28 protein-coding genes and 1 other RNA gene are annotated in these 25,553 nt (G+C 39.2%); 26 read left to right on the top strand and 3 right to left on the bottom strand.

Features of this window, described 5'->3' with window-relative positions:
- Nucleotides 1-352 precede the first annotated feature (352 nt).
- Nucleotides 353-1,303 (top strand): C39 family peptidase, encoded by a 951-nt coding sequence (locus PT281_RS07745; RefSeq protein WP_277153500.1) that lies wholly within the window; start codon nucleotides 353-355, stop codon nucleotides 1,301-1,303.
- A gap of 84 nt (nucleotides 1,304-1,387) precedes the next feature.
- Entirely contained in the window at nucleotides 1,388-2,422 is a 1,035-nt protein-coding gene (locus tag PT281_RS07740) for an NlpC/P60 family protein (protein ID WP_277153499.1), read from the top strand.
- 37 nt (nucleotides 2,423-2,459) lie between these two features.
- Here PT281_RS07740 and PT281_RS07735 read toward each other — a convergent pair whose 3' ends face one another.
- Nucleotides 2,460-3,503 (bottom strand): C40 family peptidase, encoded by a 1,044-nt coding sequence (locus PT281_RS07735; RefSeq protein WP_277153498.1) that lies wholly within the window; start codon nucleotides 3,501-3,503, stop codon nucleotides 2,460-2,462.
- A gap of 118 nt (nucleotides 3,504-3,621) precedes the next feature.
- Between PT281_RS07735 and PT281_RS07730 the strand changes: the two genes are divergently transcribed.
- From PT281_RS07730 to PT281_RS07720, 3 genes are all read left to right on the top strand, one after another.
- Nucleotides 3,622-4,620, top strand: coding sequence for a serine hydrolase (locus PT281_RS07730; RefSeq protein ID WP_277153497.1), 999 nt, complete (start codon nucleotides 3,622-3,624; stop codon nucleotides 4,618-4,620).
- A gap of 13 nt (nucleotides 4,621-4,633) precedes the next feature.
- The gene (locus tag PT281_RS07725; RefSeq protein WP_277153496.1) at nucleotides 4,634-5,188 is read left to right on the top strand and encodes a L,D-transpeptidase; all 555 of its coding nucleotides are present in this window, start codon (nucleotides 4,634-4,636) and stop codon (nucleotides 5,186-5,188) included.
- Between the two features lie 119 nt (nucleotides 5,189-5,307).
- Entirely contained in the window at nucleotides 5,308-5,718 is a 411-nt protein-coding gene (locus PT281_RS07720) for a hypothetical protein (RefSeq protein ID WP_277153495.1), read from the top strand.
- 34 nt (nucleotides 5,719-5,752) lie between these two features.
- On the opposite strand, the gene PT281_RS07715 is transcribed toward PT281_RS07720, so the two are convergent.
- Complete coding sequence (locus PT281_RS07715; RefSeq protein ID WP_277153494.1) at nucleotides 5,753-6,289, bottom strand: hypothetical protein; 537 nt, start codon at nucleotides 6,287-6,289, stop codon at nucleotides 5,753-5,755.
- Nucleotides 6,290-6,482: 193 nt separating this feature from the next.
- Between PT281_RS07715 and PT281_RS07710 the strand changes: the two genes are divergently transcribed.
- From PT281_RS07710 to tsaD, 18 genes are all read left to right on the top strand, one after another.
- Nucleotides 6,483-7,625, top strand: coding sequence for a serine hydrolase domain-containing protein (locus tag PT281_RS07710; protein WP_277153492.1), 1,143 nt, complete (start codon nucleotides 6,483-6,485; stop codon nucleotides 7,623-7,625).
- A 69-nt stretch (nucleotides 7,626-7,694) separates the two neighbouring features.
- Complete coding sequence (locus PT281_RS07705) at nucleotides 7,695-8,315, top strand: class I SAM-dependent methyltransferase (protein ID WP_277153489.1); 621 nt, start codon at nucleotides 7,695-7,697, stop codon at nucleotides 8,313-8,315.
- A gap of 2 nt (nucleotides 8,316-8,317) precedes the next feature.
- The gene (gene tadA, locus PT281_RS07700) at nucleotides 8,318-8,812 is read left to right on the top strand and encodes a tRNA adenosine(34) deaminase TadA (RefSeq protein ID WP_277153503.1); all 495 of its coding nucleotides are present in this window, start codon (nucleotides 8,318-8,320) and stop codon (nucleotides 8,810-8,812) included.
- 25 nt (nucleotides 8,813-8,837) lie between these two features.
- Nucleotides 8,838-8,937, top strand: an RNA gene (ffs, locus tag PT281_RS07695) — signal recognition particle sRNA small type.
- 52 nt (nucleotides 8,938-8,989) lie between these two features.
- Complete coding sequence (gene dnaX, locus PT281_RS07690; protein ID WP_277153488.1) at nucleotides 8,990-10,807, top strand: DNA polymerase III subunit gamma/tau; 1,818 nt, start codon at nucleotides 8,990-8,992, stop codon at nucleotides 10,805-10,807.
- A gap of 15 nt (nucleotides 10,808-10,822) precedes the next feature.
- Nucleotides 10,823-11,161, top strand: a complete 339-nt coding sequence (locus PT281_RS07685; RefSeq protein WP_277153486.1) for a YbaB/EbfC family nucleoid-associated protein — start codon at nucleotides 10,823-10,825, stop codon at nucleotides 11,159-11,161.
- Nucleotides 11,162-11,761, top strand: coding sequence for a recombination mediator RecR (gene recR / locus PT281_RS07680; RefSeq protein ID WP_277153484.1), 600 nt, complete (start codon nucleotides 11,162-11,164; stop codon nucleotides 11,759-11,761).
- Nucleotides 11,761-11,991: a YaaL family protein gene (locus tag PT281_RS07675; RefSeq protein ID WP_277153482.1), complete on the top strand. Its 231-nt coding sequence runs from the start codon at nucleotides 11,761-11,763 to the stop codon at nucleotides 11,989-11,991. Before recR ends, PT281_RS07675 begins: the two co-directional genes overlap by 1 nt.
- 103 nt (nucleotides 11,992-12,094) lie before the next feature.
- On the top strand, nucleotides 12,095-12,742 hold the full coding sequence (gene tmk, locus PT281_RS07670; RefSeq protein ID WP_277153480.1) for a dTMP kinase: 648 nt from the start codon (nucleotides 12,095-12,097) through the stop codon (nucleotides 12,740-12,742).
- Between the two features lie 4 nt (nucleotides 12,743-12,746).
- A complete protein-coding gene (locus tag PT281_RS07665) occupies nucleotides 12,747-13,070 on the top strand; it encodes a cyclic-di-AMP receptor (protein ID WP_277153479.1) in 324 nt (107 codons plus the stop codon).
- Nucleotides 13,070-13,930 (top strand): DNA polymerase III subunit, encoded by an 861-nt coding sequence (locus tag PT281_RS07660; protein ID WP_277153477.1) that lies wholly within the window; start codon nucleotides 13,070-13,072, stop codon nucleotides 13,928-13,930. Before PT281_RS07665 ends, PT281_RS07660 begins: the two co-directional genes overlap by 1 nt.
- A gap of 10 nt (nucleotides 13,931-13,940) precedes the next feature.
- Nucleotides 13,941-14,288: a DNA replication initiation control protein YabA gene (yabA, locus tag PT281_RS07655; protein WP_277153475.1), complete on the top strand. Its 348-nt coding sequence runs from the start codon at nucleotides 13,941-13,943 to the stop codon at nucleotides 14,286-14,288.
- A 12-nt stretch (nucleotides 14,289-14,300) separates the two neighbouring features.
- The gene (rsmI, locus tag PT281_RS07650) at nucleotides 14,301-15,164 is read left to right on the top strand and encodes a 16S rRNA (cytidine(1402)-2'-O)-methyltransferase (RefSeq protein ID WP_277153473.1); all 864 of its coding nucleotides are present in this window, start codon (nucleotides 14,301-14,303) and stop codon (nucleotides 15,162-15,164) included.
- Nucleotides 15,164-15,901: an acyl-ACP thioesterase domain-containing protein gene (locus tag PT281_RS07645; protein WP_277153471.1), complete on the top strand. Its 738-nt coding sequence runs from the start codon at nucleotides 15,164-15,166 to the stop codon at nucleotides 15,899-15,901. Before rsmI ends, PT281_RS07645 begins: the two co-directional genes overlap by 1 nt.
- A 58-nt stretch (nucleotides 15,902-15,959) precedes the next feature.
- Nucleotides 15,960-16,478: a folate family ECF transporter S component gene (locus PT281_RS07640; protein WP_277153469.1), complete on the top strand. Its 519-nt coding sequence runs from the start codon at nucleotides 15,960-15,962 to the stop codon at nucleotides 16,476-16,478.
- 29 nt (nucleotides 16,479-16,507) lie between these two features.
- Nucleotides 16,508-17,248, top strand: a complete 741-nt coding sequence (tsaB, locus tag PT281_RS07635; protein ID WP_277153467.1) for a tRNA (adenosine(37)-N6)-threonylcarbamoyltransferase complex dimerization subunit type 1 TsaB — start codon at nucleotides 16,508-16,510, stop codon at nucleotides 17,246-17,248.
- Nucleotides 17,232-17,807 carry a ribosomal protein S18-alanine N-acetyltransferase gene (gene rimI / locus PT281_RS07630; protein ID WP_277153465.1) on the top strand — a complete coding sequence of 192 codons (576 nt, stop codon included), beginning with the start codon at nucleotides 17,232-17,234 and terminating at the stop codon, nucleotides 17,805-17,807. Before tsaB ends, rimI begins: the two co-directional genes overlap by 17 nt.
- Complete coding sequence (tsaD, locus tag PT281_RS07625; RefSeq protein ID WP_277153463.1) at nucleotides 17,804-18,853, top strand: tRNA (adenosine(37)-N6)-threonylcarbamoyltransferase complex transferase subunit TsaD; 1,050 nt, start codon at nucleotides 17,804-17,806, stop codon at nucleotides 18,851-18,853. Before rimI ends, tsaD begins: the two co-directional genes overlap by 4 nt.
- 47 nt (nucleotides 18,854-18,900) lie before the next feature.
- Here the strand turns inward: tsaD and PT281_RS07620 are convergent, their stop codons facing one another.
- Entirely contained in the window at nucleotides 18,901-20,826 is a 1,926-nt protein-coding gene (locus PT281_RS07620; protein WP_277153461.1) for an ABC-F family ATP-binding cassette domain-containing protein, read from the bottom strand.
- 417 nt (nucleotides 20,827-21,243) lie between these two features.
- On the opposite strand from PT281_RS07620, the gene PT281_RS07615 reads away from it, so the two are divergent.
- The 3 genes from PT281_RS07615 to PT281_RS07605 all read left to right on the top strand — a co-directional run bounded on the left by PT281_RS07615 (nucleotide 21,244) and on the right by PT281_RS07605 (nucleotide 25,418).
- The gene (locus tag PT281_RS07615) at nucleotides 21,244-21,891 is read left to right on the top strand and encodes a redox-sensing transcriptional repressor Rex (RefSeq protein ID WP_277130679.1); all 648 of its coding nucleotides are present in this window, start codon (nucleotides 21,244-21,246) and stop codon (nucleotides 21,889-21,891) included.
- Between the two features lie 156 nt (nucleotides 21,892-22,047).
- Nucleotides 22,048-23,232 carry an MFS transporter gene (locus PT281_RS07610; protein ID WP_277153459.1) on the top strand — a complete coding sequence of 395 codons (1,185 nt, stop codon included), beginning with the start codon at nucleotides 22,048-22,050 and terminating at the stop codon, nucleotides 23,230-23,232.
- A gap of 293 nt (nucleotides 23,233-23,525) precedes the next feature.
- Nucleotides 23,526-25,418: a M13 family metallopeptidase gene (locus tag PT281_RS07605; RefSeq protein ID WP_277153502.1), complete on the top strand. Its 1,893-nt coding sequence runs from the start codon at nucleotides 23,526-23,528 to the stop codon at nucleotides 25,416-25,418.
- Nucleotides 25,419-25,553 lie beyond the last annotated feature (135 nt).

Below are 25,553 nucleotides of genomic sequence, written 5' to 3'. Positions count from 1 at the left end.
CAATTTTGTCTTGTTTAGATAATTTAACCATAGTAAAACCCCGAAATTAGTTTGTTCTAATTTCGGGGTTCATATCAGAATGACGGTTTTGTCAAAACATTATTTTCAGGTAGTAAACCACTTTTAGTGGAATCTACGTCAGGGAGTTGTGTAACCAGCGCAACGCCCTTTTTATTTACAATGAAATTATATCATCTATAAAAGTAATATTCAAAGTAATTTGAATTAGTAATAATGTTTCGTATTTGACAATTAATTTTCAATTTTTTTCTAAAAATTTTATTGAACCTAAATTTACAAAAGCGTAAATTATAATAGTATAGTAATTTATTTGGAAGGGTACAGAAAAATTATGAATAAAAAAATCATTGTTACAATGATTACTGCTCTTGCATTAATGGGCTGGAAGTCGACTGCAACGGTTAAAGCCGCAACCACTACGCCAGCTGACAATCAAAACACTGTTCAAGAGGCAAATAAAATTGACACTGCCAAGCAGGATAATAATACGAATCAAAATAGTGCCGCAAGTGATGCCGAGACCACGACAACTGCCAAGCCTAAACCGCAAAAGCAGGGTTGGGTTGTAAATGGTAAAAAGACTTACTACTATAAATCCGGTCAAAAAATTAAAGGTACAGTTAAAATCGGTCAAGCTAACTATCTTTTTGATAAAAATGGGGTTATGCTTACAGGCGTGAGAAAGACGCCGCATCGTGCAACTTATAGTTATTACGGGACAAATGGTCAGCGTCATGAGTCTTCAACTTCGACAAACAGAGCATATTATTGGATCGAAAATGGTAAGATTACTGGGATTAAAAATAATGCTAAAGTAATTAGTCAAAGACCAGAATTGCCAACAGGTTGTGAAATGACAGCCGTAACAATGATGTTAAATTTTGCTGGCGTCAAGGTTTCTAAATTTACGGTTGCCAAGAAAACGCCACGTAGCAGTAATCCAGATAAAGGTTTTATTGGCTCACCGTATAAGGAATATCCGGGTGGTTATTGGGTAACGCCAAATGGAATTAAAGGTGTAGTCAAACATTATTTGGGTAAAGCTAAAGTAATGACTGGCGATAGTCTAGCAGCAGTCAAAAATAAATTACTTCATTCACATTTAGTGGTTGCTTGGGTGAAGGACGTTGACGGCTTTTCTAATCATGCGCTAGCTTTGACAGGTTATCATAATGGTCAAATTTTTTACAATGATCCTTGGACTGGTAAAAAATCTGCAATGAGTGAGAATGAATTTATTAACCACTGGCGCGGCGATGGCTTAAGAGCTTTGAGCTATTAAATAATTCAAAATCCAATTTACTTATTAAATCGCTAATGATATTATATTGTCAGTTAGTTTGATTTGTATTTTGGAAGGAAAAAGATGAAATATAAGAAACAATTATTTGCTGGCGCTGCAGCAGTAATGTTATTAGGTGGTTTAACATCAGGGACGATTGTTGAAGCCGATAGTGTTAGTCCGACTACTGCGGCAAGTAATTCAAACCAAGAAGCTGCCAATAATACTGCCTCACCTGCAGATACTAGTAAGCCGGAAAATAATACTGTCAAAGCAGCAACTACTTTTAGTAATTTAAGCACTAAATATAAGTGGACTGCCGGGGATAAAATTGAGGATCAAGTTTCCTTAAACAGTAAGGAAATTCGACCAGTATATTTACAAAAATGGGATGGCAAGAAGTATGTTGATGAGAAGAAATATACTACTGATGCTGATGGTAAATTTACGGTAACTTATCCTGCAGCTTGGTATCACCGCCTGCATACTACTTGGCGTTTGTATGCCCCCGCAACTAATGATGCGACTTCAGCTGAAAGCTCTAAAATTGAAATTTCAACAGTACGTCGTTACCAGATTCCTAAGCAATACCGGCAGTTGCACATGAAGAGCTTGCATTTAAAGGGTTACTATACTAGTCCATTTGACAAGAGTCTAAATTATGCTTCAACTAGAAGTGACTACGTCAAGGCTTTTATCAAGCGCGGCTATCAATATAAAAATGCGGGTACTGCTTGGATTGACTTTACTTCTAAGAAGCCGGGAACTTCGGTTGATTGTTCAGGACTCATTATGCAATGTATGTATGCAACTGGAATTGATCCATCACCGGCTAATCCAAGATGGCATTCAACTCATGAATGGGGCTGCCGTTCATTTGTACAAAGCAGCACTTTGCAGACAGTCAGCTTAAACCATTTAAAACGTGGTGACATCATTTTCTATGGTCAACCAAAACCAGATGTTTATCATGTTGGTATTTACTTAGGTAATAACAAGGCCTTGCATTCATGGCCTAATTGGGGAGTAACGGTAACTGCGGCAAACTTTCAACGGTATTATTATGCCAAGCGAATTTTTCCAGTGACTAATTCTAAGACAATTCATGAAAGAAATTAATTACAAAAAAGCACTTCAATTGAAGTGCTTTTTGTTTTTAAATGATTCTTCGAACAATACCATCAGGGTGATGGATTATTTTTGATTTGGTAGAACGAGAATTCCAAAATGCATCATGTAGACTCGAAACGTCAACGCCGCCGGTAGTTGTATAGGGACTGTCGTGCAGAAAAAGTCCTTTGCCTAGATAAAGCCCAACATGTGCTAAGTGACCATCAGATGGGTCATCAAAGAAAATTAAGTCACCGCGTTTTTTATGCTGGTAACTAACGCCGCGACCATTGTTACATTGACTAAATGTCGTTGAGCCTAAATGGTGACCAATACTTGAATAGAGGTAATTCATGAAGCTGGAACAATCATAGTGGCGGGTATTTTCATTATAAACAGAATGACCAATCATCTTTTCGCCTTTGGTAATGGCACGCTCTAACTGGCGATTATTGCCCTTTAAGGCATTTAGGTTGAACTTTAATTTTGATCCTGGAAGCCAATAATTTTGGTGGTTAAAGTTGAACCGATAATAAGTAATGTTTATGTTAGTATGCGCAATCATATTAACGTGCACCAATTTGTTTTTGAGGTCTAGATTGTTGATGGTGGTGATTTTGCGCACGCCATTAGTGTAAGCCGGCTTGTTATACAAGGAGGCATTAGCATTAATCTTCATCTTGTAATTTAATTTATTTTTAGTGATTAAATACTGATTGAACGCATTTTTGTTTAACCAGCCATATTTTGTTTTAACAAAAGTACCTTTAGCAGTTCGAGCAATTTTAGAATAGTTGATTCGTTTATTATAGTAGCCTTTAGCTGCTCTGCCTTTTTGGTTTAGTTTTTTACTGAAGCCATAATGAGTTTGGAAGATAACACCCGAACCTTTTTGATGATAAATAATCGGCTCTGGCTTTGCGGCGGCTGCATCTGTTGGGGCAGTCTGCTGGTTGTTATTTTGTGCTGCTTGACTTGGAGTATTTGGCACAGCTTCTTGACTAGCAGCCATGACTTTAACGTTGGCACTATGAATGCAGGCTACACTAATTAATAGAGCAGTCAAAAAATGCTTAACTTTAATTGACATCTTGGGGTCCCTTCTTAAAAATGCAATACACAGTTAATATTTTATATTATAATGGAGTGCGTGAATGATTATTTTTAAAATAAATGTTAATGAATAGCTATATGGGAGGCTGTTAAATTTGAGGATTAGGCGTTACTTTGTGGGGATTACGGTAATTTTTTGCCTATTAATTAGTGCAGTTATTCCTGTTAAGGCTACTAATACGGGACTAACTGATGAAAGTGCGCTGACGCTGCATCAAAAGAAAAAGCAGGTGTATAGTCATCATCAAGCGAAAACTGTTGGTCAGAGTGATGGGCAAATTCTTGCTAAAAAGCCCAAGACTAAGGCGAGAGCATACATTGTACTTAATCGCAAAACTGGGGCAATTTTATTGCAAAAGAATGCCAATCAACAATATTTAATCGCATCAACCGGAAAATTAATGACAATTTATTTAGCTAGACGTAAGTTGGCTAATCACCCACATGCTTGGCAAGAAAGGCTTAAATTTTCTAAGTCACTAATTAAAATGGGCACCAATCCAAACTTTGATGGTTTTCATGCGAAAAAAGGTCACACGTATACTGTTAAACAGGTACTTGAATCGGCAATTATTGATTCTGATGATAATTCGGCGATTCGGTTAGGACAATGGGTTGCCGGTTCAAACCGCAAATTTATTAAAATGATGAACAAGCAGGCTAAGTTATGGCATGTTAAGGCTAAGTTTACGTCAGCTTCGGGACTAGAAAATGACGATCTGGCACGCTATGGTTACTATGTTAAAGGCGGCCTGACTTCGGGGAATTTATTGTCGGCTAAGAGCTTAGCAGTTGTCGCATATCATGTGGTCCATGATTATCCAAGTTTAATGAAGTATTTTGCGACTGAGTCAATAAAGGTTGCAGGGCAAAGATTAGTCAATCAAAATCGGATGCTTCCAGGCAAAAAATACTATCATAAAACATTTAAAGTTGATGGTATGAAGACTGGTTGGACGCCGCGAGCTGGTTATTGCTTTGTTGGCAGTAGCCGCAAGGATACTGGCTTGATTACAGTTACATTGCATGATAATAGCGAGTTTTCCGATACAGCTAAGTTGATGCGTTTTACTTATCGGAATTTAAACAATTAGGGAAGAAAAATTAATGATTAAAAAAGTTCGCTTATTAGTTATTGGCTTAGTAGTTAGTGGAATTGCCTTATTAAGCAGTCCATTACCAGTCAATGCCAGTGATGAAGTACCACGGACAAATATGCGTGAACCAATTAGTTATACCAAATCATCTGAAGTTAAGCCGTACCCCAAGCACTTAAGTGCCAAAAAAGACCGCATTATTGTTTCGCTTAAAAAACAGCGGGCATATTTAAAGCGGGGGAAAAAGACGCGTTATGAATTTTATGTTTCAACTGGTGCACACAATCAAACACCGCGGGGACATTACCGAATAAATACTTATCGCGCGCCGTGGTTTTATTCAGCTAGTGAACAGATGGGAGCCAGATATGCGGTGGGCTTTTTGCAAGGTGGATTGTACTTGTTTCATGAGAATCCGCGCACTCTGCAACATAAAACGATTAAGTCAGTTGCTAAAAATCTTGGTAAAAAGCCCACTTCTCATGGTTGTGTTCATTTGAGCACTAGTGATGCCCGGTGGTTTTATCATCATGCGCCAACGGGGATGCGCGTGATTATTAAGTAACGATTAGTGAATATAGGAAAAGATCGTAAAAATGAAACTTAATTATCGAAAAATAATGATTGCGGCTGTTGCTTTAGGCTGCACGTGGGGCGGTTGGGCTCTGAATAATGATGTTGCCAATGCCGAAACCAAAACGGTCAACAATTAAAGATTTTTCAATTAATGAGTTTCGCCAAGAGTTTTTGAAAGATCTTAATGAGGAACGCGCGAAGCGGAGTTTGGCGCCAGTAACTGAAGATCCCCATTATGATGAAGTTGGCAACTTTATTTTGGAAGATTATTTTACTAAGGCGGGTATTTCATATCATAGTATTGCTGAATATATTGCAATGGATCCGTGGGGCTGGATTACTAATCATGCCAATAAGGAGTTGGAACCTGCACCAAATGGTGGCACATCAGCTGATGTTGCAGCTTCTAATTGGGGTCATCGTGATATTTTGCTTAATCCAAGTGACAAGACAATTGGTGTTGGAGCTGCAACCACGGTCGATGGTTATGTTTATTCAGCTGTTAGGGTCACATATTAAGTTAAAAAGCACTTCATTAAGAAGTGCTTTTTATTTATTCTTGATAATTAAAATATTGATAATGCTTATTTTCAAAGGCTTTAGCGAGTTCTGGTGTACGGTATGCATGATGGTCAACCCAAATTTTAGCACCACTAGCATTAGTTAAAATCTCGGTACCATCAAGTGTAGCCGTATTGTAGTAAGCACCGTCACCCATCCCTTGATTCCAGCCGCGAATATTAAGCCAAGTTAAACCATTTATAGTAGTGCTGTTATTGGCATATGCCCAATGACCTGTCTTTTGTAAGTAGGCGTTGTTACTTAGATATTGATCGTGTTTAACGTAGGTGTGTAATGTATTGTAGCCGACTTTTTTCTTGCCAACATAGAATTTAGCGGTCTTTTTGGTAAAAACCTCCTTATCAAGTTTTTGGGTATAAGTATCATAGTAATACCACGTACCACGCATACTTTTAGGATAGGATTTAATCTTGGTGGTAGTTGCTGCAATGGGGTGTGGTGCAATTGCGACGATCGTTCCGAGTGTAATTAAGGCAGTTGCAATTAATAAAGTGCGTTTAAATTTCATTTTTATTCTCCTGTACTCATTTCTACCTATTATAAGCTCATATTTTGTTACCGAAAAGAGATAAAATGGTAAAAACTCTGTTTATTAGTTTTGTTAAACTTGAATAACAGGGGTAAAAATATTACTGTTATATGAGTGTGCCCTTGGCAATAAAGCGTTTAAAAAAGATCAGATTGGAATATTAATATTAACTGTGAAGAAGAAAAGTGTTTTTAAAGTTGGAATAGTTGAAGTGGCATTGCTGCTTGGTGTCGGTGCATTTGGAGCACCGCGTGTCTGGCAGCCAGAACAAGTAGCAGCAGCGACATCAGGGAAAAAGTCACTGCGTAAATTTGTCCGTCACACAATGGCGCAAAATCATGTGCGTGGCTCGGTTGTGGTAATTAAAAATGGCGTGCCGCAAAAGATTAGTTATGGTTATGCCTCAAGCAATCGCAAAATCGGAAATGGTAACCACAAAGTAGTTTATCCAACTGGTTCGCTGCAAAAAGTGATCACGGGTGCAATGATTGTCCAGATTATGGACGAAGAAAAAGAAACTAACCAAGAGTTTGACCAGAATACTAAAATTGACCGGTGGTTTCCAGATTTAAAGAATGCTAAGAAAATTTCGGTTGGTAATTTGTTGACCCATACGTCGGGGATTAAACCAACTAATACTGAAGTTTGGCGTAATTATAATTATTCTGAAAGTGCTGCAATTAAGATGACAATTGCGAATGCCAATAAATTTTCATTCGCCAAGGTTGGTAAGTATAATTATAATAATGCGAATTATATTTTGCTGGCTGGGATCATTCGTCAAGAAACGGGACAATCTTATCAGACCAACTTGCATAAGCGAATTGTTAAGCCTTTGGGTCTGACGAGTACGTTTACGGCAGCAGCTTTGCCTAAATCTAAGCTGATAGCAAGTTCATACTATTCGAATGGCAATGCCAATTATTGTAACACCGTGAATTTTACAAAAGATTTTGCTTCCCAATTATTGGGCGCAGGCAATCTACTGACGACGCCAATGGAGTATTATCGAATCCAGTGTGGCTTGACTGATGGAACGATTTTGACGCAAAAGCAATTTCAATATCTAACTAATTTGGACAGTAAGGTTACGGCTTATTCTGGCGGTCTTCATATTAAAAAGTCTGGTAAACTTAAGATTGCTTATGGCAATTTGCATGGGACACACTTTGGCATGTGGGCACAATTAACTGCTGATAATCAAAATGGAATTATCATGTTTTTGAACCAAACAAATGATCATTCGGCTAAAGAGAAGAAAGTTGGCTACCGTATTTTGCAATATATTAAGCCGGGGACCTTTTTGCCGAAGTAATCTTAGCTAATTGCTAAGATTTTAAGAGTAAGATTGTTAGTAAGAGATTAATTTAGAAATGAGCGAGTAATGGCTAACGAAAAAAATCAAATGTATTTTGCGGCAAATCCAACCGCCAAGCATGATGAACATGTAGTTGATTATCACGTCAATGGTGTGGATTTGAAGTTCAACACTGATGCCGGTGTTTTTTCAAAAATGCGGGTTGATTATGGCTCTGGCGTGCTAATTAAGGCAATGGCTGATGTGAGTTTCCCAGCAGCTAATATTTTGGATGTTGGTGCTGGCTACGGTCCACTTGGCTTATTCGCAGCAAAATTCTGGCCTGAGCAATCTGTTGACCTAGTTGATGTCAATGAGCGCGGCTTAGAATTAGCCCGTAAAAATGCCCAATTAAACCAAATTACTAATGTTGCGATTTATCAATCTGATATTTATCAGAATGTTCCTGCAGAAAAGAAGTTTGGTCTAATTGTAACTAACCCACCAATTCGTGCTGGTAAAAAAGTGGTTTCTGGTATCTTAGCTGGCGCTAAGGATCACTTAGTAATTGGCGGCGTCTTGCTGGTTGTTATTCAGAAGAAGCAGGGTGAACCAAGTGCCCGCAAGTTGCTGACAGAAACTTTTGGTAATTGCAGCGTCTTAACGCGGGATAAAGGTTACTATATTTTACAGGCAGTGAATAACTAATGATGTTTTCTAGTGAAGATAAAAAGAAATACATGCAATTAGCCTTTGACCAAGCTAAAAAAGCTCAAGACTTAGGTGAAGTGCCGATTGGTGCAGTGGTAGTTGATCCCGATGGGCAAGTGATTGGTTCAGGCTACAATCGGCGTGAGCTTGATCAAGATGGCACGCAGCACGCCGAGATGATGGCGATTAGACAAGCTTGCCAAAACCTTGGCAGCTGGCGGCTGATTGATTGCAGTTTGTTTGTGACTCTAGAGCCATGTTCAATGTGCGCCGGTGCGATTATTAACTCGCGCATTAAGAATGTTTTTTATGGTGCACTTGACCCTAAGGCCGGTGCAGCAGGCAGTGTCGTTGACTTGTTTACTGTCACGAAGTTTAATCATCATCCGAATGTTGTGCGCGGCTTGTATCGTGAAGAAGCAAGTAAGATGTTGAAGGACTTCTTTCAAGAAATTCGCCGCCAGCAAAAATTAGCGAAAAATTCAGCAAAGTAGTGGAAAAGTCATGCTAAATACGGTATCATATCTATTGGGCAATGTTTGACCTCTGAAGCGTGTCAGGACCGGAAGGTAGCAGCACTAAGGTTGCTCAGGCATGTGCCTTTTATTAGATATCAATAAACTCTTAACTCTGCAAAAGAGTTAAGAGTTTTTTACTAGAGAAAGATGAACATGGCTTATCAAGCGTTATACCGCAAATGGCGGCCGCGCACTTTTGACAGTGTTGTCGGTCAAGAAGATATTACGAATACTCTAAAAAATGCGATTAAGCGCGGTACAGTTTCGCATGCGTTTTTGTTTTCTGGTCCCCGGGGGACTGGGAAAACTTCGTGTGCCAAGATTTTTGCTAAAGCCCTGAATTGTACTAATCTGCAAGACGGTGAACCCTGCAATGAATGTACTAATTGCTTAGCCGCTGATAAGGGCGCGATGTCCGATATTATGGAGATTGATGCCGCCTCTAATAACGGTGTCGATGAGATTCGCGAAATTCGCGATAAGGTTAAATACGCGCCAACACAAGGTAAGTACAAAGTTTACATTATCGATGAAGTTCACATGTTATCGATTGGGGCTTTTAATGCGCTGCTTAAGACATTAGAAGAACCACCGGAACATGTGGTCTTTATTTTAGCAACGACAGAATTGCAGAAGGTACCGGCTACCATTATTTCTCGTACGCAGCGCTACAATTTTAAGCGAATTGCGCAAACTGATCTTGAAGAACGGATGAAATATATTCTGAATCAGGAACAGATTAAGTATGAGGATAAGGCATTAGCAGTTATTGCTCAGGTTGCTGACGGCGGGATGCGGGATGCCTTGAGTATTTTGGATCAGCTGCTTAGCTATGAAAAAGATGCGGTTAATTATGATGATGCCCTGCAGATTACCGGTTTTGCCGCGAAAGAAAAAATTGAAGAAATTTTGCTGGCGCTGTTAGAAAAAGATACGGCCAAGGCGTTAACGTTAGCTCAAGCAGAGCTAAAAAATGGTGCCACTTCAAAAAATATTCTGGATGAATTGATTGATATGGCAACCAATGCTCTGATGGTAGTTAAGACCGAGGGACAAAATGAAAGTAATTTCTTAAGTGCTGATTTTGTACAAAAGATTGAGACTGTCCCAACACAGCGCTATTTTCAGTTAATTACGGCGGCTAATACCGCGTTGAATGATTTGCGCTATACCAATCAGCAGCAGATTCCGCTAGAGGTGTTTTTGGTTGCAAGTACTAGCAGTGAACAAGGGACTGAAGCTGTTACACCAGCTGCTAGTGCCCCCGCATTGCCTGATGGTAAAAGCAGCGATTTGCAAGCTGAAATTACGGCTTTAAAAAAGCAAGTAGTAGATTTAACTGAAAAATTCTCGAAGTTATCCAAGCAGCCACGTAAAACTAATCGCGATCAGGTTTACCATGTTGATTCTGCTGTTAAAAACAAGTCGCAGGCAAGCCATACAGCAATTGAAAAGCCGAAGAAAAAACGTGTGCGTAACACTGACCATGCCAATGAACAGAATCGCAAGCAAGTTTATCATGTGCTAGAAAATGCAACTAAGAAAGATTTATTGGCGCTTAAAGATATTTGGCCGGATTTGCAATCAGTCTTGTCGGTTTCACAGCGAGCTTTGCTTGATGTCCTGCAGCCAGTAGCAGCTAGTCCTGACCAAGTAGTAATGAAGTGTAAGTATACTTTATGGTTTGAGAATGCTAGTGCAGACGACGACTTTTTGACTAAATTAACTAGTGAAATTGCCAAGTTTACGCAGCATGACTATGAGATTGTCTTAGTACCAGATGAAGACTGGCTCAAGGTGCGCAAAGACTTTTTGCAAATGCATGGCAAAGACCTACTGGCTAAGAAAAAAGAATCTGCTGGTCAAGAACCAGCAAGTGAGCTGGCTGCTTCTGACAAGCAAACTGCAAATGATGAAGTAGTTCAAAAAGCCAAAGACTTATTTGGTGATGTGGTTAATATTAAAGATTAAATAAAGGAGAGCAAAATGAGTAAGAGACCTAATTTTGGTGCAATGGGCGGCATGGGTGGAATGAACATGCAGCAAATGATGAAGCAAGCTAAAAAAATGCAGGAGCAAATGATGCAGGAGCAGCAAACAATTACGGCTCAAGAATTTGTGGGTAAGTCTGCTGATGATTTAGTTGTTGCTACTTTTAGTGGAGATCGTAAGTTAAAAGATATTACGATTAACAAGGAAGCAATTGATCCTGATGATCCAGATATGCTGCAGGATTTAATCATTGACGCGGTTAACAAGGGCTTATCAGAAATTGACCAAGCTACCCAAGCGAGTTTAGGTAAGTACACGAAGGGTATGATTTAATTGCAATATCCAACACCGATTGCGCATTTGATTGATTCATATATGAAATTACCGGGCATTGGTGAAAAAACAGCCACTAGGCTGGCTTTTTATACACTAGATATGCCGGATGATGATGTTAATGACTTTGGTACAGCACTTAAAGATGTCAAAGAAAAATTACGGCGCTGCTCAATCTGCGGTAATATTACCGAGCAAGATCCGTGCTTGATTTGTGCCAATCCTGAACGCGACCAAACAACGATTATGGTTGTTGAGCAGCCTAAAGATGTGATGGCCTTTGAAGAAATGGGCGAATATAACGGCTTATATCATGTTCTGCATGGCGTTTTATCGCCAATGGATGGGATTGGTCCTGAGGAAGTTAACATTAAGTCATTAATTGTCCGCCTGCAAAAGCAAGATAGTGTTAAAGAAGTGATTTTAGCGTTAAACTCAACTCCAGAAGGTGAGTCCACGGCGATGTATATTAGCAAGCTAATTAAACCGGCGGGGATTAAGGTAACACGACTAGCAGCAGGATTGGCGGTCGGCAGCGACATTGAGTATGCTAATTCAATTACGCTAAAGCGGGCAGTTCAAGGGAGAACATCAATCTAATGGCACGAACTAAGGTTAAAGAAATGGGCGACGACAAATTAGTTGCCGTGATTGAAAAGCTGCAGGATGAAATTGCCGTGCAAAAGAGCTTGGATCCGACAACATTAGATATGTCAGACGACAATATTATTGCTAATAAAATTTTGCAGGCGAAATATTCTTTTTTGTATAATGAAGCTCGCCGGCGACATACAAGATTTAGTGGTTACACGAATGCTATTTCTGACTAAAAAGTCTACCAGTGTAGGCTTTTTTATTTTTGCTAAAATTAAAAGTATGTTGGGGTGTTAATATAGAAAGAACTTCTGTAAAATAGAGGCATGGGAGAGTTTTATGAAAAGTTTTTTTATTAGTTTTGAAGGACCTGATGGGTCTGGAAAAAGTACTGTTTTGGAACAAGTTGTAGCCCAGATTGCCCCTAAGCTCAGGGTACAACATCTTGTGACCCGTGAGCCCGGTGGCTCCAAAATCGCGGAACAAATTCGGCAGTTTATTTTGGATCCGGCTAATGTTGCTATGAGTGCTAAAACCGAGGCATTACTTTATGCCGCTTCAAGAAGTCAGCACATGGCAGAAACAATCATTCCGGCATTAGAACAGGGTCAAGTTGTTTTTTCTGATCGGTTTGTCGATAGTTCATTAGCTTATCAAGGTGTCGGACGAGATTTAGGAATTGAAGCTGTTAAGGTAATTAATGATTTTGCCACTAGTGGGATTGAACCTGACTTAACTATTTTCTTAGATGTGCAGCCTGAAGTGGGCTTAGCACGAATTGCTAAGGACCATGGCGGTCAAGAAGACCGTTTAGAACAAGAAGAATTAGCTTTTCACCAAAAAGTTTATCAGGGTTACCAGTGGGTTAACCAGCAATATTCCGACCGCATTGAGGTTGTTAATGCTAATCGACCTCTTAGTCAGGTAGTAGCAGATTGTGTTAAAATTGTTGTAAACCGTTTACCAAAAGAATTGCTAAAGGACTGATTTGATGAAGTTAATAATCGCAATTGTACAAAAAGAAGATGCCAGTCGGCTGCAGCGTACTCTGGTTAAAGAAAATATTCGTGCGACTAAGTTGGCTACAACTGGTGGCTTTTTGAGTCAAGGCAATACCACATTTCTTATTGGGATTGATGATGAACATGTAAAAGAAGTGTTACATATCATTAAGGAAGATTCCAAGGCGCGCGAGGAATATATGAACCCTAATATGGTAATGACTGGCTTTGATATGAGCAGTCAGCCGATTAAAATTACGGTTGGCGGTGCGACTTGCTTTGTCTTACCAGTAGAAGCGTTTAAGCAATTTTAATGGCTATTGATCTTACGCAAAAGAGCGCTAAAGAGGCAGCTTTTTTAGAACGTGCTTACCAGCAAAAACAACTGGCACATAGTTATTTGTTTGTTGACCGTGATGAAGATGAGGCTGTTAATACCGCATATTGGCTTGCCTGTTTATTTAATTGTACTGGTGAAAAGCGGCCTGATGGCACTTGCCAAAATTGCCGGCAAATTATTTCTGGTAACTATCCTGATGTCTTGCTGGTAACTACTGCAGGTAAGCAAAGTTTAGGGATTGATCAAATTCGACCATTAAAGGAAGAATTAGGCAAAAGCCCAGTGCAGAGCAGCTGCCGGTTTTTTATTATTAATGAGGCACAAAAATTAACGCTGCCAGCAGCTAATGCCCTACTTAATTTATTAGAAGAACCGATTGCTCCTGTTGTGACAATTTTGATTACTAATAATGTTGATCAGATTTTGCCAACAGTGCGTTCCAGAACACAAATTATTAATTTTGCGGCTGACGAGCAAGTAGATAACAAAACCGCATTTTTAATTCAAAACGGCTTTACTAAAGACCAGATCCTTGAACTTGGCGATACTCGCAAATTTGACCAAGAAATTAAATATTTTTATCAAGAAATGTTGGAATACGATCTGCTATCAATTGTCAGTGCCCACCAATTAGCAGATTTGGCTAAGAGTAAAGTTAGCCAAAATTATGTTTGGTTGATGTTAAAGAAGATGGCACAAACGGAATTAAATGATAAAGATCAACAGGCGGGAGCTAAGATGCTTCAAAATTTATTAGAAATTGACAAGATGCGTTATAGCAACGTTAATTTTCGCAACTTATTGGATTATCTAGCTTTGCAGTGGAAACGGTAGGTGTTTGATGGTGGACTCTTATTCAAAATTGCAGCAACTCCACGATTCGATGATGAAGATGACCAAGACAATCGAGAGTTTAGAAAATGATATTTTAGATACACTCAAGGAAAATACCGAGTTAAAGGTTGAGAACCAGCTTTTACGTGAAAAAATGGACAAAATGACGAATGCCAATGCGCATAACGGAACAATTAAGACTCAGAGTGGTCTTGAGTCCTTGCGGCAGATTTATAACTCGGGTTATCATATTTGCAACATGTACTATGGCTCACATCGTGATCCAAGTTCTGATTGCATGTTTTGTTTAGATATTCTTGATAATTTCGGTGAAAAGAAAAAGAAGAAAGTACATTAAAGGACGGATAAAATGCAGCGGCAAAGTAGTTATGCAGATGATCAGGGTAAGCTTTATTTGGTACCAACACCAATTGGTAACTTAGAAGACATTACGATTCGGGCTAAAAAGGTATTAACAGATGCAGACTATATCGCGGCTGAAGATACACGAACTAGTGGCATTTTGCTAGAAAAGATTGGCGTGCATAATCACATGCTGTCGTTTCATAAATATAATTCTAAGCAGCGTGCACCGGAATTAGTGCAATTAATGCAAGAAGGGGCAGTAATTGCGGAAATCAGTGATGCAGGGATGCCGGTTATTTCTGATCCGGGCTATATTTTAGTGCAGGAATGTATTAAAAATAATGTTCCCGTAGTACCACTGCCGGGTCCGTCGGCGTTTACGACGGCCTTAATTGCCTCGGGATTTGATGCGCAGCCGTTTACTTATTACGGCTTTTTGCCGCGTAAGGCAGGTGAGCAGAAGCCTTATTTTGAAGAAATGTCTAAGGCTCATGCAACTTCAATTTTTTATGAAGCACCGCATCGGCTGGTTAAGACGTTAAAAAATATGGCAACAGTATTTGCACCTGACAGGCAGATTGTGGCTGCACGGGAACTAACTAAAATTCATGAGGAATTTGTCCGGGGAACAGTTGCGGAACTAAATGACTATTTTACTGAAAACGCGCCGCGCGGTGAATTTGTCATGTTGGTATCGCCAAGTACAGCTGAAATTAAACAATTAACATGGCCTGAATTGATTAAGTTAGTCGATGACCGAGTTGCTCAAGGTGAAAGTAAAAAGTCAGCCATTAAAGAAGTAGCCCAGTTAAATAATGTTTCTAAGAACGAACTTTATGATGAATATCACCAAAACAGAGGCAACTAATGAAATATAGTGAACAAAAACGAATTGAATATTATGAATGTGATGAAAACCAGCATTTGAAGTTGCCGGCAATGATTGACTTGATGATGAGTGTATCCGAACACCAATTAAGTAGTGGCGAAGCAAGTACTAATGCTTTGACCGAGCGTGGCTTGGGCTGGGTCGTCACGCAATACCACATTGAGGTTCAAGCATTGCCCCAACCTAATGACCACATCACGGTTACTACTGATGCTGTTGGTTATAATCGCTTTTTGGAGTACCGGGACTTTAATTTTATTGATGAACAAGGGAAGATGCTCATTACAGTTAAGAGTGAGTGGGTCTTGTTCGACTTGAAGAAGCGTAAAATGGTAGCAACAGATGAAAAGATGATGACCGACTTAGGTATTCCATTATTAAAGAAATTGCCACGTTTCCCTCGCTTGCGACCGCAAAAAGAATATCAAGTTAAGCGCCAGTATCGGGTTCGCTATGATGACTTAGATACTAACCACCATATGACTAACGGGCATTACTTTAGTTGGTTCATTGATACTTTGGACCGTGAATTTTTGCGCGAGCACCTAATTCAAAGTCTAGACATTAAGTTTAATCAAGAAGTAACGTATGGTCAGGAGCCATTTGCATATGTTAGCGTACAGGATGATGGGCAAGATATTAAGTCCTATCATGTGATTGAGGATGAAGAAGGCAATCCTAGAGCCGTTTGTGAACTAACTTGGCGTAAAATATAATATAATTAATTGAGCATGACTGGTCGTCATGCTTTTTTAATGAGAGGAAGTGTTGGCGATGATTTCAAAAAGAACGCTAAAACTAGAACTACGTGACTTAATTCTACTTGGAGTTGTAATTGCAATCAAAATAATCTTGCATCGCTTCAGTATTGGTACGGCAGTTGTTCATGTCAGTCTTGATTTTATTGGGAGCGTGATGCTGGGCTTCATTTTTGGTCCCGTGTGGGGCAGTGTCGGCGGCGCGATTGGGGATCTTGTTTCCTCAGCTATCTTTGGTAATCAAGGTGGTTATTTCATCGGTTTTACACTTAGTGCGATGGTTGGACCATTAATTTACGGACTGTTTTTTTATCACCGACCAGTTAAGATTTGGCGGATTATCTTGTCGACGTTGCTGGTTACCGTAATTGTTAACGTTGGTCTGAATACTTTGTGGGTACACGTTTTGTATGGGTTGAATTTTAATGCGGCCTTAGTGCAGCGACTGCCTAAAGAATTAATTGTTCCTTGGGTACAAATGTTTGTTATCTACTTTGTTTTACAGGCCCTTTCTCGTGTTAAAATGAAAAGGTAGATTTTTTAAAAAGGGAAAAGTAATCTGAAATGAAAATTTTAAGTGTGTCAACGGCCACTAATCACTTGAGTGTAGCCTTGAATGACGACCAATCAGTTATTGTTGAAAAAAGTGAACAGGATGAACGCAACCATAGTGAGCATCTTGATCCTTTAATTGATGAAATTATGCAAGCAAATAATCTGCAGTTAAAGGATCTTGATCGTTTTGCGGTAGCAATTGGACCAGGATCTTATACGGGATTGCGGATTGGAATTACGACGGTTAAAATGTTTGCTAGTATTTTAAATAAAGAAGTCGTCGGTATTTCAACCTTGCAAGCTTTGGCTGCTGGCTGCAGCGATCAAAATACATTGATTGTAGCAGGAATTGATGCCCGCAATGATAACTACTTTGCTGGCGGTTATGTTAATGAGGGTGGTCTGCCAGTTAATGTCCTGGCTGATGGTCACTATCATATTTCATCATTGCTGGAAGCTGTTAAGGAATATTTAGCTAATAAGTCTGTAAGCAAGATTATCTTTATTGGGTCGGGTTTTACCAAGCAGGAAGAATTACTTAAGGCATTGGCTGTACCTTTTAGTTACGGTACTGATGACCAAAATGTTATTCATGCTGGCTTAATTGGCAAGCTAGCAGAAACAGCCACGCCAACTGATCCTGACCAGTTGTTACCAAATTATTTGCGGCGGACGCAAGCAGAGGTTGACTGGCATAAGAAGACGGGGAAGCCGTTTGAGCCAGATAGTAATTATGTGGAAGAAGTTTAAGCAGCATAATTATTTTTCTCGTTTTAAAAAACAGCCACTTAAGATAGAATTTCAGCCATTTGTGTTTACCTTTGCTGGTCAAACCGTTCAAGTTATGCGGGCCAAGTCTGATGATATTTCTAATATGCTGCTGCTGGAAACGCAGGCTTACAATGGGAGAATGCCGTGGAACGCGGAGATTTTTCAGTCAGAGCTGACCAAGCCCAACTTGCTATATTTAGTTGTTTATCAATCTTCAACTTTGATTGCTTATGCGGGTGTGCGCATTAACCAGCCTGAAGGACATATAACTAATATAACAGTCGCTCCTAATTGGCAGGGGCAAGGCTTAGGCACATACTTAATGCAGATAATGATTGAATTAGCACAAAAGTGGGGCTGCGAATATGTTAGCTTGGAAGTTCGCGTGGATAACTTGGTAGCGCAAAAATTATACCGACAGTTAGGCTTCAGTCCAACTTTTATTCGCCCAAATTATTATCAAGAAACGCAAACAGATGGCTTAAATATGGTGCTGAATTTAACACAAACACGAAATAAGAAAGGGAATAAGTTTTGAGCAAACAAAAAGATATTCGGATTTTAGCTTATGAGAGTTCCTGCGATGAAACTTCTACAGCAGTCATTAAAAATGGCCGTGAAATTGAAAGTTTAATTGTGGCAACGCAAATTAAGAGCCATCAACGTTTCGGCGGGGTAGTTCCAGAGGTTGCCAGTCGTCATCATATTGAAGTAATTAGCCAGATTACTAAAGAAGCATTAGCGCAGGCAAACGCCACTTGGGATGATATTGATGCAATTGCGGTAACTTACGGTCCTGGACTTGTTGGCGCACTATTAATTGGTGTTAGTGCGGCTAAGGCTGCTTCAATGGCTACAGGGATTCCGTTAATCGGTGTTGACCATATTATGGGTCACATTATGGCAGCTCAACTAACAGATGAAATTGAATATCCTGCTCTTGCCTTGCAAGTTTCCGGGGGTCATACTGAAATTGTCTTGATGAAAGACCCCACGCACTTTGAAATTGTTGGTGATACCCGTGATGATGCCGCAGGAGAAGCTTACGACAAGATTGGTCGAGTTCTAGGTGTGAAATATCCAGCTGGTAAAACGATTGATGACTGGGCACATCAAGGTCAAGATACGTTTAACTTCCCTCGAGCAATGATGACCGATGATGATTATGACTTTTCATTTTCTGGTCTAAAGAGCGCCTTTATTAATACTTGTCACCATGCTGACCAAATTCACCAAGAATTGAACAAGTATGATTTGGCTGCTAGTTTTCAGGCGGCGGTGGTAGATGTGTTATCTACTAAGACAATTCGTGCAATTAAAGAATATCAACCAAAAACCTTTATTATGGGTGGCGGTGTAGCCGCTAACCATGGTCTACGTGATCGCATGAGTCAGGAAATCGCGGCTTTGCCAGAAAGTATGCGACCAAAGGTAATTTTGCCTGACCTAAAGTTGTGCGGCGATAATGCAGCAATGATTGGTGCGGCGGCTTATAATTTGTATAATGAAGGTAAGTTTGCTGATATGACACTCAATGCTGATCCGTCACTGGAATTACCGTATGCGAAGAATATGCTGAAATAATTATTAAACTAAAAAGACGAGGAAGTAAGTAACTTCCTCGTCTTTTTTTATTCAAAATTTTCTAATTCAGTTAATGCTTGTTCCCAAGCTTCATTGGCTTTGTCCAATTCAGTTTGTACGGCAGTTAGGTCCTCTTGCAAGGGTCCCAATTTACCAAAGTCAGAAGCAATATCGGGGTTAGCCATCTGTGCTTGAATTTCTTGCTGCTTTTGTTCCAATTCTTCAATTTGAGCTTCAACATCTTCTACTTGGCGTTGCAACTTACGTTTTTGTGAGTCGCGCTGCTTTTGTTCTTGATAAGACAGCTTGGTAGAATTTGCAGCTGTTGTTTCTACGGGTGCATCTTGACCAGCAGGAGTTGCGGCACTAGCAGCAGTTTGTTTAGCTTGTTCATCTAAGTAGTATGAATAGTTACCTTCGTAAGTTTTGGCATGACCATCTTTGACGGCAACAATCTTATTAGCCAGCTGGTTGATAAAGTACCGATCATGGGAGACAAACAGCAATGTGCCATCGAACTTTTGCAGAGCTTGCTCGAGCACTTCCTTAGCTTCAATATCCAAGTGGTTGGTCGGCTCGTCCATTAACAAGAAGTTGTTATGCTCAAGTGATAAAACAGTTAAGGTCAAGCGGGCTTTCTGACCGCCGGATAATTGACCGACAGTCTTGTCAATGTCTTTGGCAGTGAATAAGAAACTAGCCAAGATTGAGCGCACGTCACGTTCAGGCATCGTTTTATGGCGATCCCAAATGGTATCAAGCACGGTTTTGCCAGGATCAAGTTGTTGCAATTCTTGGTCATAATAGCCAATATCAAGCGAAGCGCCGTACTTGATTGACCCTTCTTTAGGGGTTAAGTCCTTCATGATGGTTTTTAAAAGCGTGGACTTGCCAATCCCGTTAGGTCCAATAACCGCAACGCGGTCGCCTTTATTAACCTGAAAAGAAACATCTTGCACCATGGTTTTAGTTGGATAACCGATTGACAAGTGATTGAAGATTAAAACTTCTTTCCCAGATGGTCGCTCACTTTTGAAGGTAATGCGAACCTTGTTTTTATGTTTAGGTGGCTTAATCCGTTCGATTTTTTCCAGTTGCTTGCGCCGACTTTGTGCCCTTTTAGTAGTGGTAGCGCGAACAATGTTCTTTTGAATAAATTCCTCATCTTTTTTGATTTTATCCTGTTGCTTTTCGTAGGCTTCTTCTTGCTGACGATCACGCAGTTCTCTTTGGGCAACATAATCAGAGTAGTTACCTTTGAAGGCAGTCAGTTTACCAAATTGTAATTCAAAAATTTGGTTAGCCAAATGATCCAAAAAGTACTGGTCGTGAGAAACTACCAAAATAGCGCCAGAATAACCTTTAAGGAAGTTTTCCAGCCAGTCCAATGTATCTAAATCAAGGTAGTTAGTTGGTTCATCAAGCAGTAATAGTGGCGGCTTTTGCAGCAGCAATTTAACAAAGGCGAGGCGAGTTTTTTCACCGCCAGAAAGACTGCCAATTACCTTAGTCCACGTGTCTGCGGGAAATTTAAAGCCGTTCAGGATGCTTTTGATATCGGATTGGTACGTGTAGCCGCCTTGCTGTTCAAAGTTAAATTGCATTTGATCGTATTGCTTGAGCAAAGTTTCATCTTCGGGATGATTGGCAATCTGCTCCTGCATTGTTTGGATATTTTCACCCATTTTAATTAATGGGGCAAAAACATCCAGCATCTCATTCCAGATAGTTTTATTTTCGTTAAGACTATTTTCCTGGGCGATGTAGCCGACGGTAATGCCCTTGTTGATTGTAAATTCACCATGGGTTGCGTCTTCTTCACCGGTCATAATTTTAAGCAGCGTCGTCTTGCCGACACCGTTTGCTCCGACAAGTCCGATCCGCGCGTTTGCGTCAATTGAAAAGTTAACGTTTTTAAATAGAATATTGGCACCGAATTGTTTTTCTAAATCGTGCCCTTGTGCAATTATCATATTTTTCACCTAGAAACCATTTTAGCATAAGAGCCGAAATTCCGGTGTATCTTTATAGGTAAGAAAAAAGAAAATTATTTGAGTTGCGAATTATGCTGGATTAGTTTTTGTGTTTCAAGTAACATTGTTAACTCCTATTCATTTGTTTATGGCAATTTTAAGCAGGAATAGGTATTTTTGTCAGTCAAATTAAGGTAAGTGGTTACAATAACGCGATAAGAGGAAAGATTAATCTGTTAAGTGGTCATGTTAAGTTATTTACTTGGATAATCTGGGTCTATATTTACTAGTTATAAGGCTTTTCTATGATAGAATTTAAAAGATTGTGAAAAAATATTTGCATTGAACGTAATTTTACGAGTAAAATAAGATTGATTAGTGCTTTATTCACAAATAAAAGTTGGGGGCCGTTTGAAAATGGAAAAGATAAAAATTCCGACGGCGACAGCAAAGAGATTACCACTTTACTATCGCTATCTAATTATTTTAAATGAAAGTGGTAAAGAAAAAGTTTCTTCAACCGAATTATCGGAAGCAGTCCAGGTTGATAGTGCTTCAATTAGACGTGATTTTTCTTACTTTGGCGCACTGGGCAAGCGTGGCTACGGCTATGATGTTAAGAGTCTCTTGTCATTTTTTAAAAAGATTTTGAATCAAGATACGTTGACTAATGTTGCCTTGGTTGGTGTTGGTAATTTAGGGCATGCCTTGCTTAATTACAACTTTAAGAGAAGCAACAACATTCGTATTTCTTGTGCATTTGATATTAAAGAAGAAATTACTGGCAAAATTTTAAGTGGTGTGCCAGTTTACAGCATGAGCGAATTGAAGAAGCAATTGAGCGATCAACAGATTTCGATTGCAATTTTGACGGTTCCAGCTGAAACTGCACAGGCAACAGCTGATGAAATGATCGAATCAGGAATTAAGGGAATAATGAATTTCACGCCAATTCGCTTGTCTGCTCCGACTGGAATTCGGATTCAGAATGTTGATTTGGCAACTGAATTGCAAACGTTAATCTATTTCCTTGATGCCGACAAGGATAATGAAAAGAATATTTAGCTTAAGGTCATTTACACTTGTGTAAATGGCTTTTTGTTTTGATTAGGTAAGAAAGTAGAGGTGGTTACAATCGAAACTGCAAGTGTAATCGATGCAGAAGTAAAAGCTGTATTGTTTTGTTAAAAAATAATACAGCTTTTATGGATAATCGAGGAAATGAAGAATAAAAATTTTAATAATAACCGAAAACTATTGTTAGGCTATGCAGTATCGGGATTTGGTGACCAGTTTTATACGTTTGCGGTGCCATTGTTAATGCTGACAATTAATCATTCATCAGTAACAATGGGGCTCTTCAGCGCGATGGAATATTTACCAACTGCGTTATTTGGTTTGGTAATTGGGTCACTTTTTGATACTTATCATAAAAAGCACGTAATGCTAACTGCGTTATTAATGCAAATGATTCTGGCACTATTTGTACCAATAATGATTAACAATCACTTACCTTTGTGGAGCATTTTGCTAATAATTTTTGTCTTTGGCTTTTTTGACTTACTATCTTGGGTCGGCTATCAGACGATGATTGCCCAAAATCTGGCGCCGCAAGAGTTGGCACAGGTATCGGGGAGTGTTGGGCTGATTTCTTCAGTTCAGCGCATGTTTGGTCCAGGAATTGCATCCCTGATAATTAACCTGGTCGGTTATTTTACTGGCTTTTTATTGGATAGCATTAGTTTTGCATATTTAGCACTAACGATTAAGGATCTGCCAGAAGAAAAGTTGATAGCCACAAGGAAAAATATTGCTCATAAAACTATTGCGGGATTGAAATTTATTTGGCATGACAGTTACTTGAAATGGTTAATTATTGGCTTTTTGGCAGCTAATTTAGGTTTTCAAGTTGTGGTGCCAATGTTAACGTTTATTTTAAAGCAAACGCTGAAAGTGTCAGTTACTCAGATTAGTATTTTTTATACAGCAGCTTCAATTGCTGGGATTGCCGCAAATTTTATTTATTTGCATTTTAATCAAAGATTTACAGTTGGCTGGCAACTGCTAATCAGCGGTTTAGTTATTTTAGTTGGCTTTAGTGTCATGTTAGGACTGCATTCATTTTGGCTAGTGACTGCCGGCTATGTTCTAGTATCAGTCGGTAGTGTGTGGTCACAGGCTAACTTTTTTACAATTGTGCAGGCACTAACTAAAAAAGAGTATCGCGGGATGGTAACATCGGCATCAACAACTTTAACAAGAATGATGGGACCAATAATGTCAGTAGTTAGCGGCTTTTTGGTCAAGGTGGATGCCCACTTGATTTTTGTAATAGCTGGTGGTGCAATGATGATTTCTATTTACATTATGTGTACCAAACAGTTAATTAAATTAAAGCTACAATGAAGAATATCTTTGTACAAAAAAATATATTTTTGACAGTAAAATATTGTTATAATAAAACTTAAATAATCAAGTTACTTGTACATGAGGTAAGATAAATGAAGAAAAAATCAAAAATAATAGCAATACTTACTGCTATTATAATGAGTGGGTCGCTGGTTTTAACTAATCCTAGTAATTATCTTAGCCAGCCAGTTTTAGCTGCTACTAGTAAGAGCAAAGCTAAGCCGCACCGCAGTAAGCAAGTTAAAGGAAAACGCGGGGGCATTGGCAACTTACTTAAACCTAAAGTTGGTATGCGTCCACAAGACAATCTGTATTTAGCTGTTAATTCTAAATGGTTAAAGCAGGCTAAAATACCGGCTGATGGTGTTAGTACTGGTACTGTTAACGAGCTTTCAACTAAGGTATATACCGAATTAAGTCAAGATATGGCAGCTTTTGCTAATGGCAAAAAGCCACTGCCGAATATCCCTAATTTTGCCAAAGCCGTTGATTTTTATAAGCAAGCTCGCGATATGGATCAACGTAATCGCGATGGTGCGCAGCCAATTAAGAAGGATTTGGCAGAACTGGAAGGCATTAAGGATTTTACTGATTTTAATACTAAAGCTGCAAAGTTATTTAATGAAACGATGCCGCTGCCGATTGGCTGGGATGTCGAGCCTGATTTAAAAAATGCCCGCAAGAATGCCCTTTACTTTGGCTCTGCGGGAACGATTTTGTCTGATGCCACTAGCTATCAGGATCCCAATTCGAAAAAGTTACTTGATATTTATCAAAAGCAATCTATTAACCTATTGAAATTAGCTGGTGTACCGGAAGATAAAGCTACTGTTTATGCCGAAAACGCAATTAAGTTTGATAGTAAGATAGTTCAAAATACTAAGTCAGCTGAAGATAGTGCTGAAATAACTAGTACTTATCATCCAATGAGTGTTAAAGATTTTGAAGCAAAGTTTAGCGATTTTGATATGGCTGGATTTTTACAAGGAACAATTGGCAAAGAACCTGACCAAATTATTGTCACGGATCCGGACTTTCTGAATAATGCTAATGGGTTACTTAATAAAGAGAACTTTGCTGAAATTAAGGGCTGGATGATTGTTAAATTCATTAATAGCGTTGCTGGGGATTTGTCACAGCAGTTTATTGACGCTAGCGCCCCATTTGCGCAAGCAGAAACTGGTCAAAAAGAATTGCCTTCAACTGCAAAGCAAGCTTTTTTAATTACAGATAGTGAATATGACGACCTAATAGGTGAATATTATGGTGAAACTTATTTTGGTCCTGCTGCTAAAAAAGATGTCACCAAGATGGTTGAGCAAATTTTAAAAATTTATGAACAGCGTTTGCAAAAAAATAAGTGGCTGTCCAAATCAACCAGACAAAAAGCAATTGCCAAGTTACGGGCAATGAAGGTCAAGGTCGGGTACCCAGGCGATGTTAGCGACTTTTATGATGATATAAAAGTAGTCCCGATAAGCCAAGGCGGCAGTTTGTATGCTAATCAAAAAGCAATGGATATCAAGGACACTAAAGAAATGGTCTCAGAGTTAGATGAACCAGTTGATCGTGATGACTGGGGCATTACTGGTGATGAAGTTAATGCTTTTTATGATTCTAGCTTAAATGATATCAATATTCCTGCCGCTATCTTGCAAGCACCATTTTATAGTAAGAAGCAAAGTGAGGCGGCTAACCTAGGCGGCATTGGTACAGTTATTGGTCATGAAATCTCCCATGCCTTTGACAATAATGGTGCTAAGTTTGATAAGTATGGCAGTCTGCATAATTGGTGGACTAAAAAAGATCGCGCAGCATTTAATAAGCGTGTTAATGCAGAAATTAAGTTATTTGACGGCATCAAGTATGGCGGTAAAAAGGTTAGCGGTAAGCTGACAGTATCGGAAAATATTGCCGATCAAGGTGGATTATCCGTAGCTATAGCTGCAGCTAAGAAAGATCATGTTAGTTTACGTGAACTCTTTAAAAATTACGCCCGAATTTGGCGGATAAAAGCAAGTCCAGAAATGGCGCAATACTGGCTTGCCAATGATGTTCACTCGCCTGATGCTTTACGGGCTAATGTCCAAGTTCAGTGCCAACCGGACTTCTATAAAGTCTTTAAGGTTAAGAAGACTGATGGTATGTGGCTATCGCCTAAGAAGCGCGTAATAATTTGGTAGCATTTTTTTCATAATATTAGTTAATAAGAACCCCTGAAATTGAATTCAGGGGTTTTGTTGTGGCTGAATTAACGTGAGCAGTTTTAATTTAAAACAAAAAATCAATTGAAAAATATTTAATTATATGCGAAGTTA

It is taken from the genome of Lactobacillus sp. ESL0701, from assembly GCF_029433445.1.
Classification (GTDB): Bacteria; Bacillota; Bacilli; order Lactobacillales; family Lactobacillaceae; genus Lactobacillus.
The sequence above is the reverse complement of the archived record's forward strand: the minus strand, read 5'-3'. Positions and strand labels throughout refer to the sequence as shown.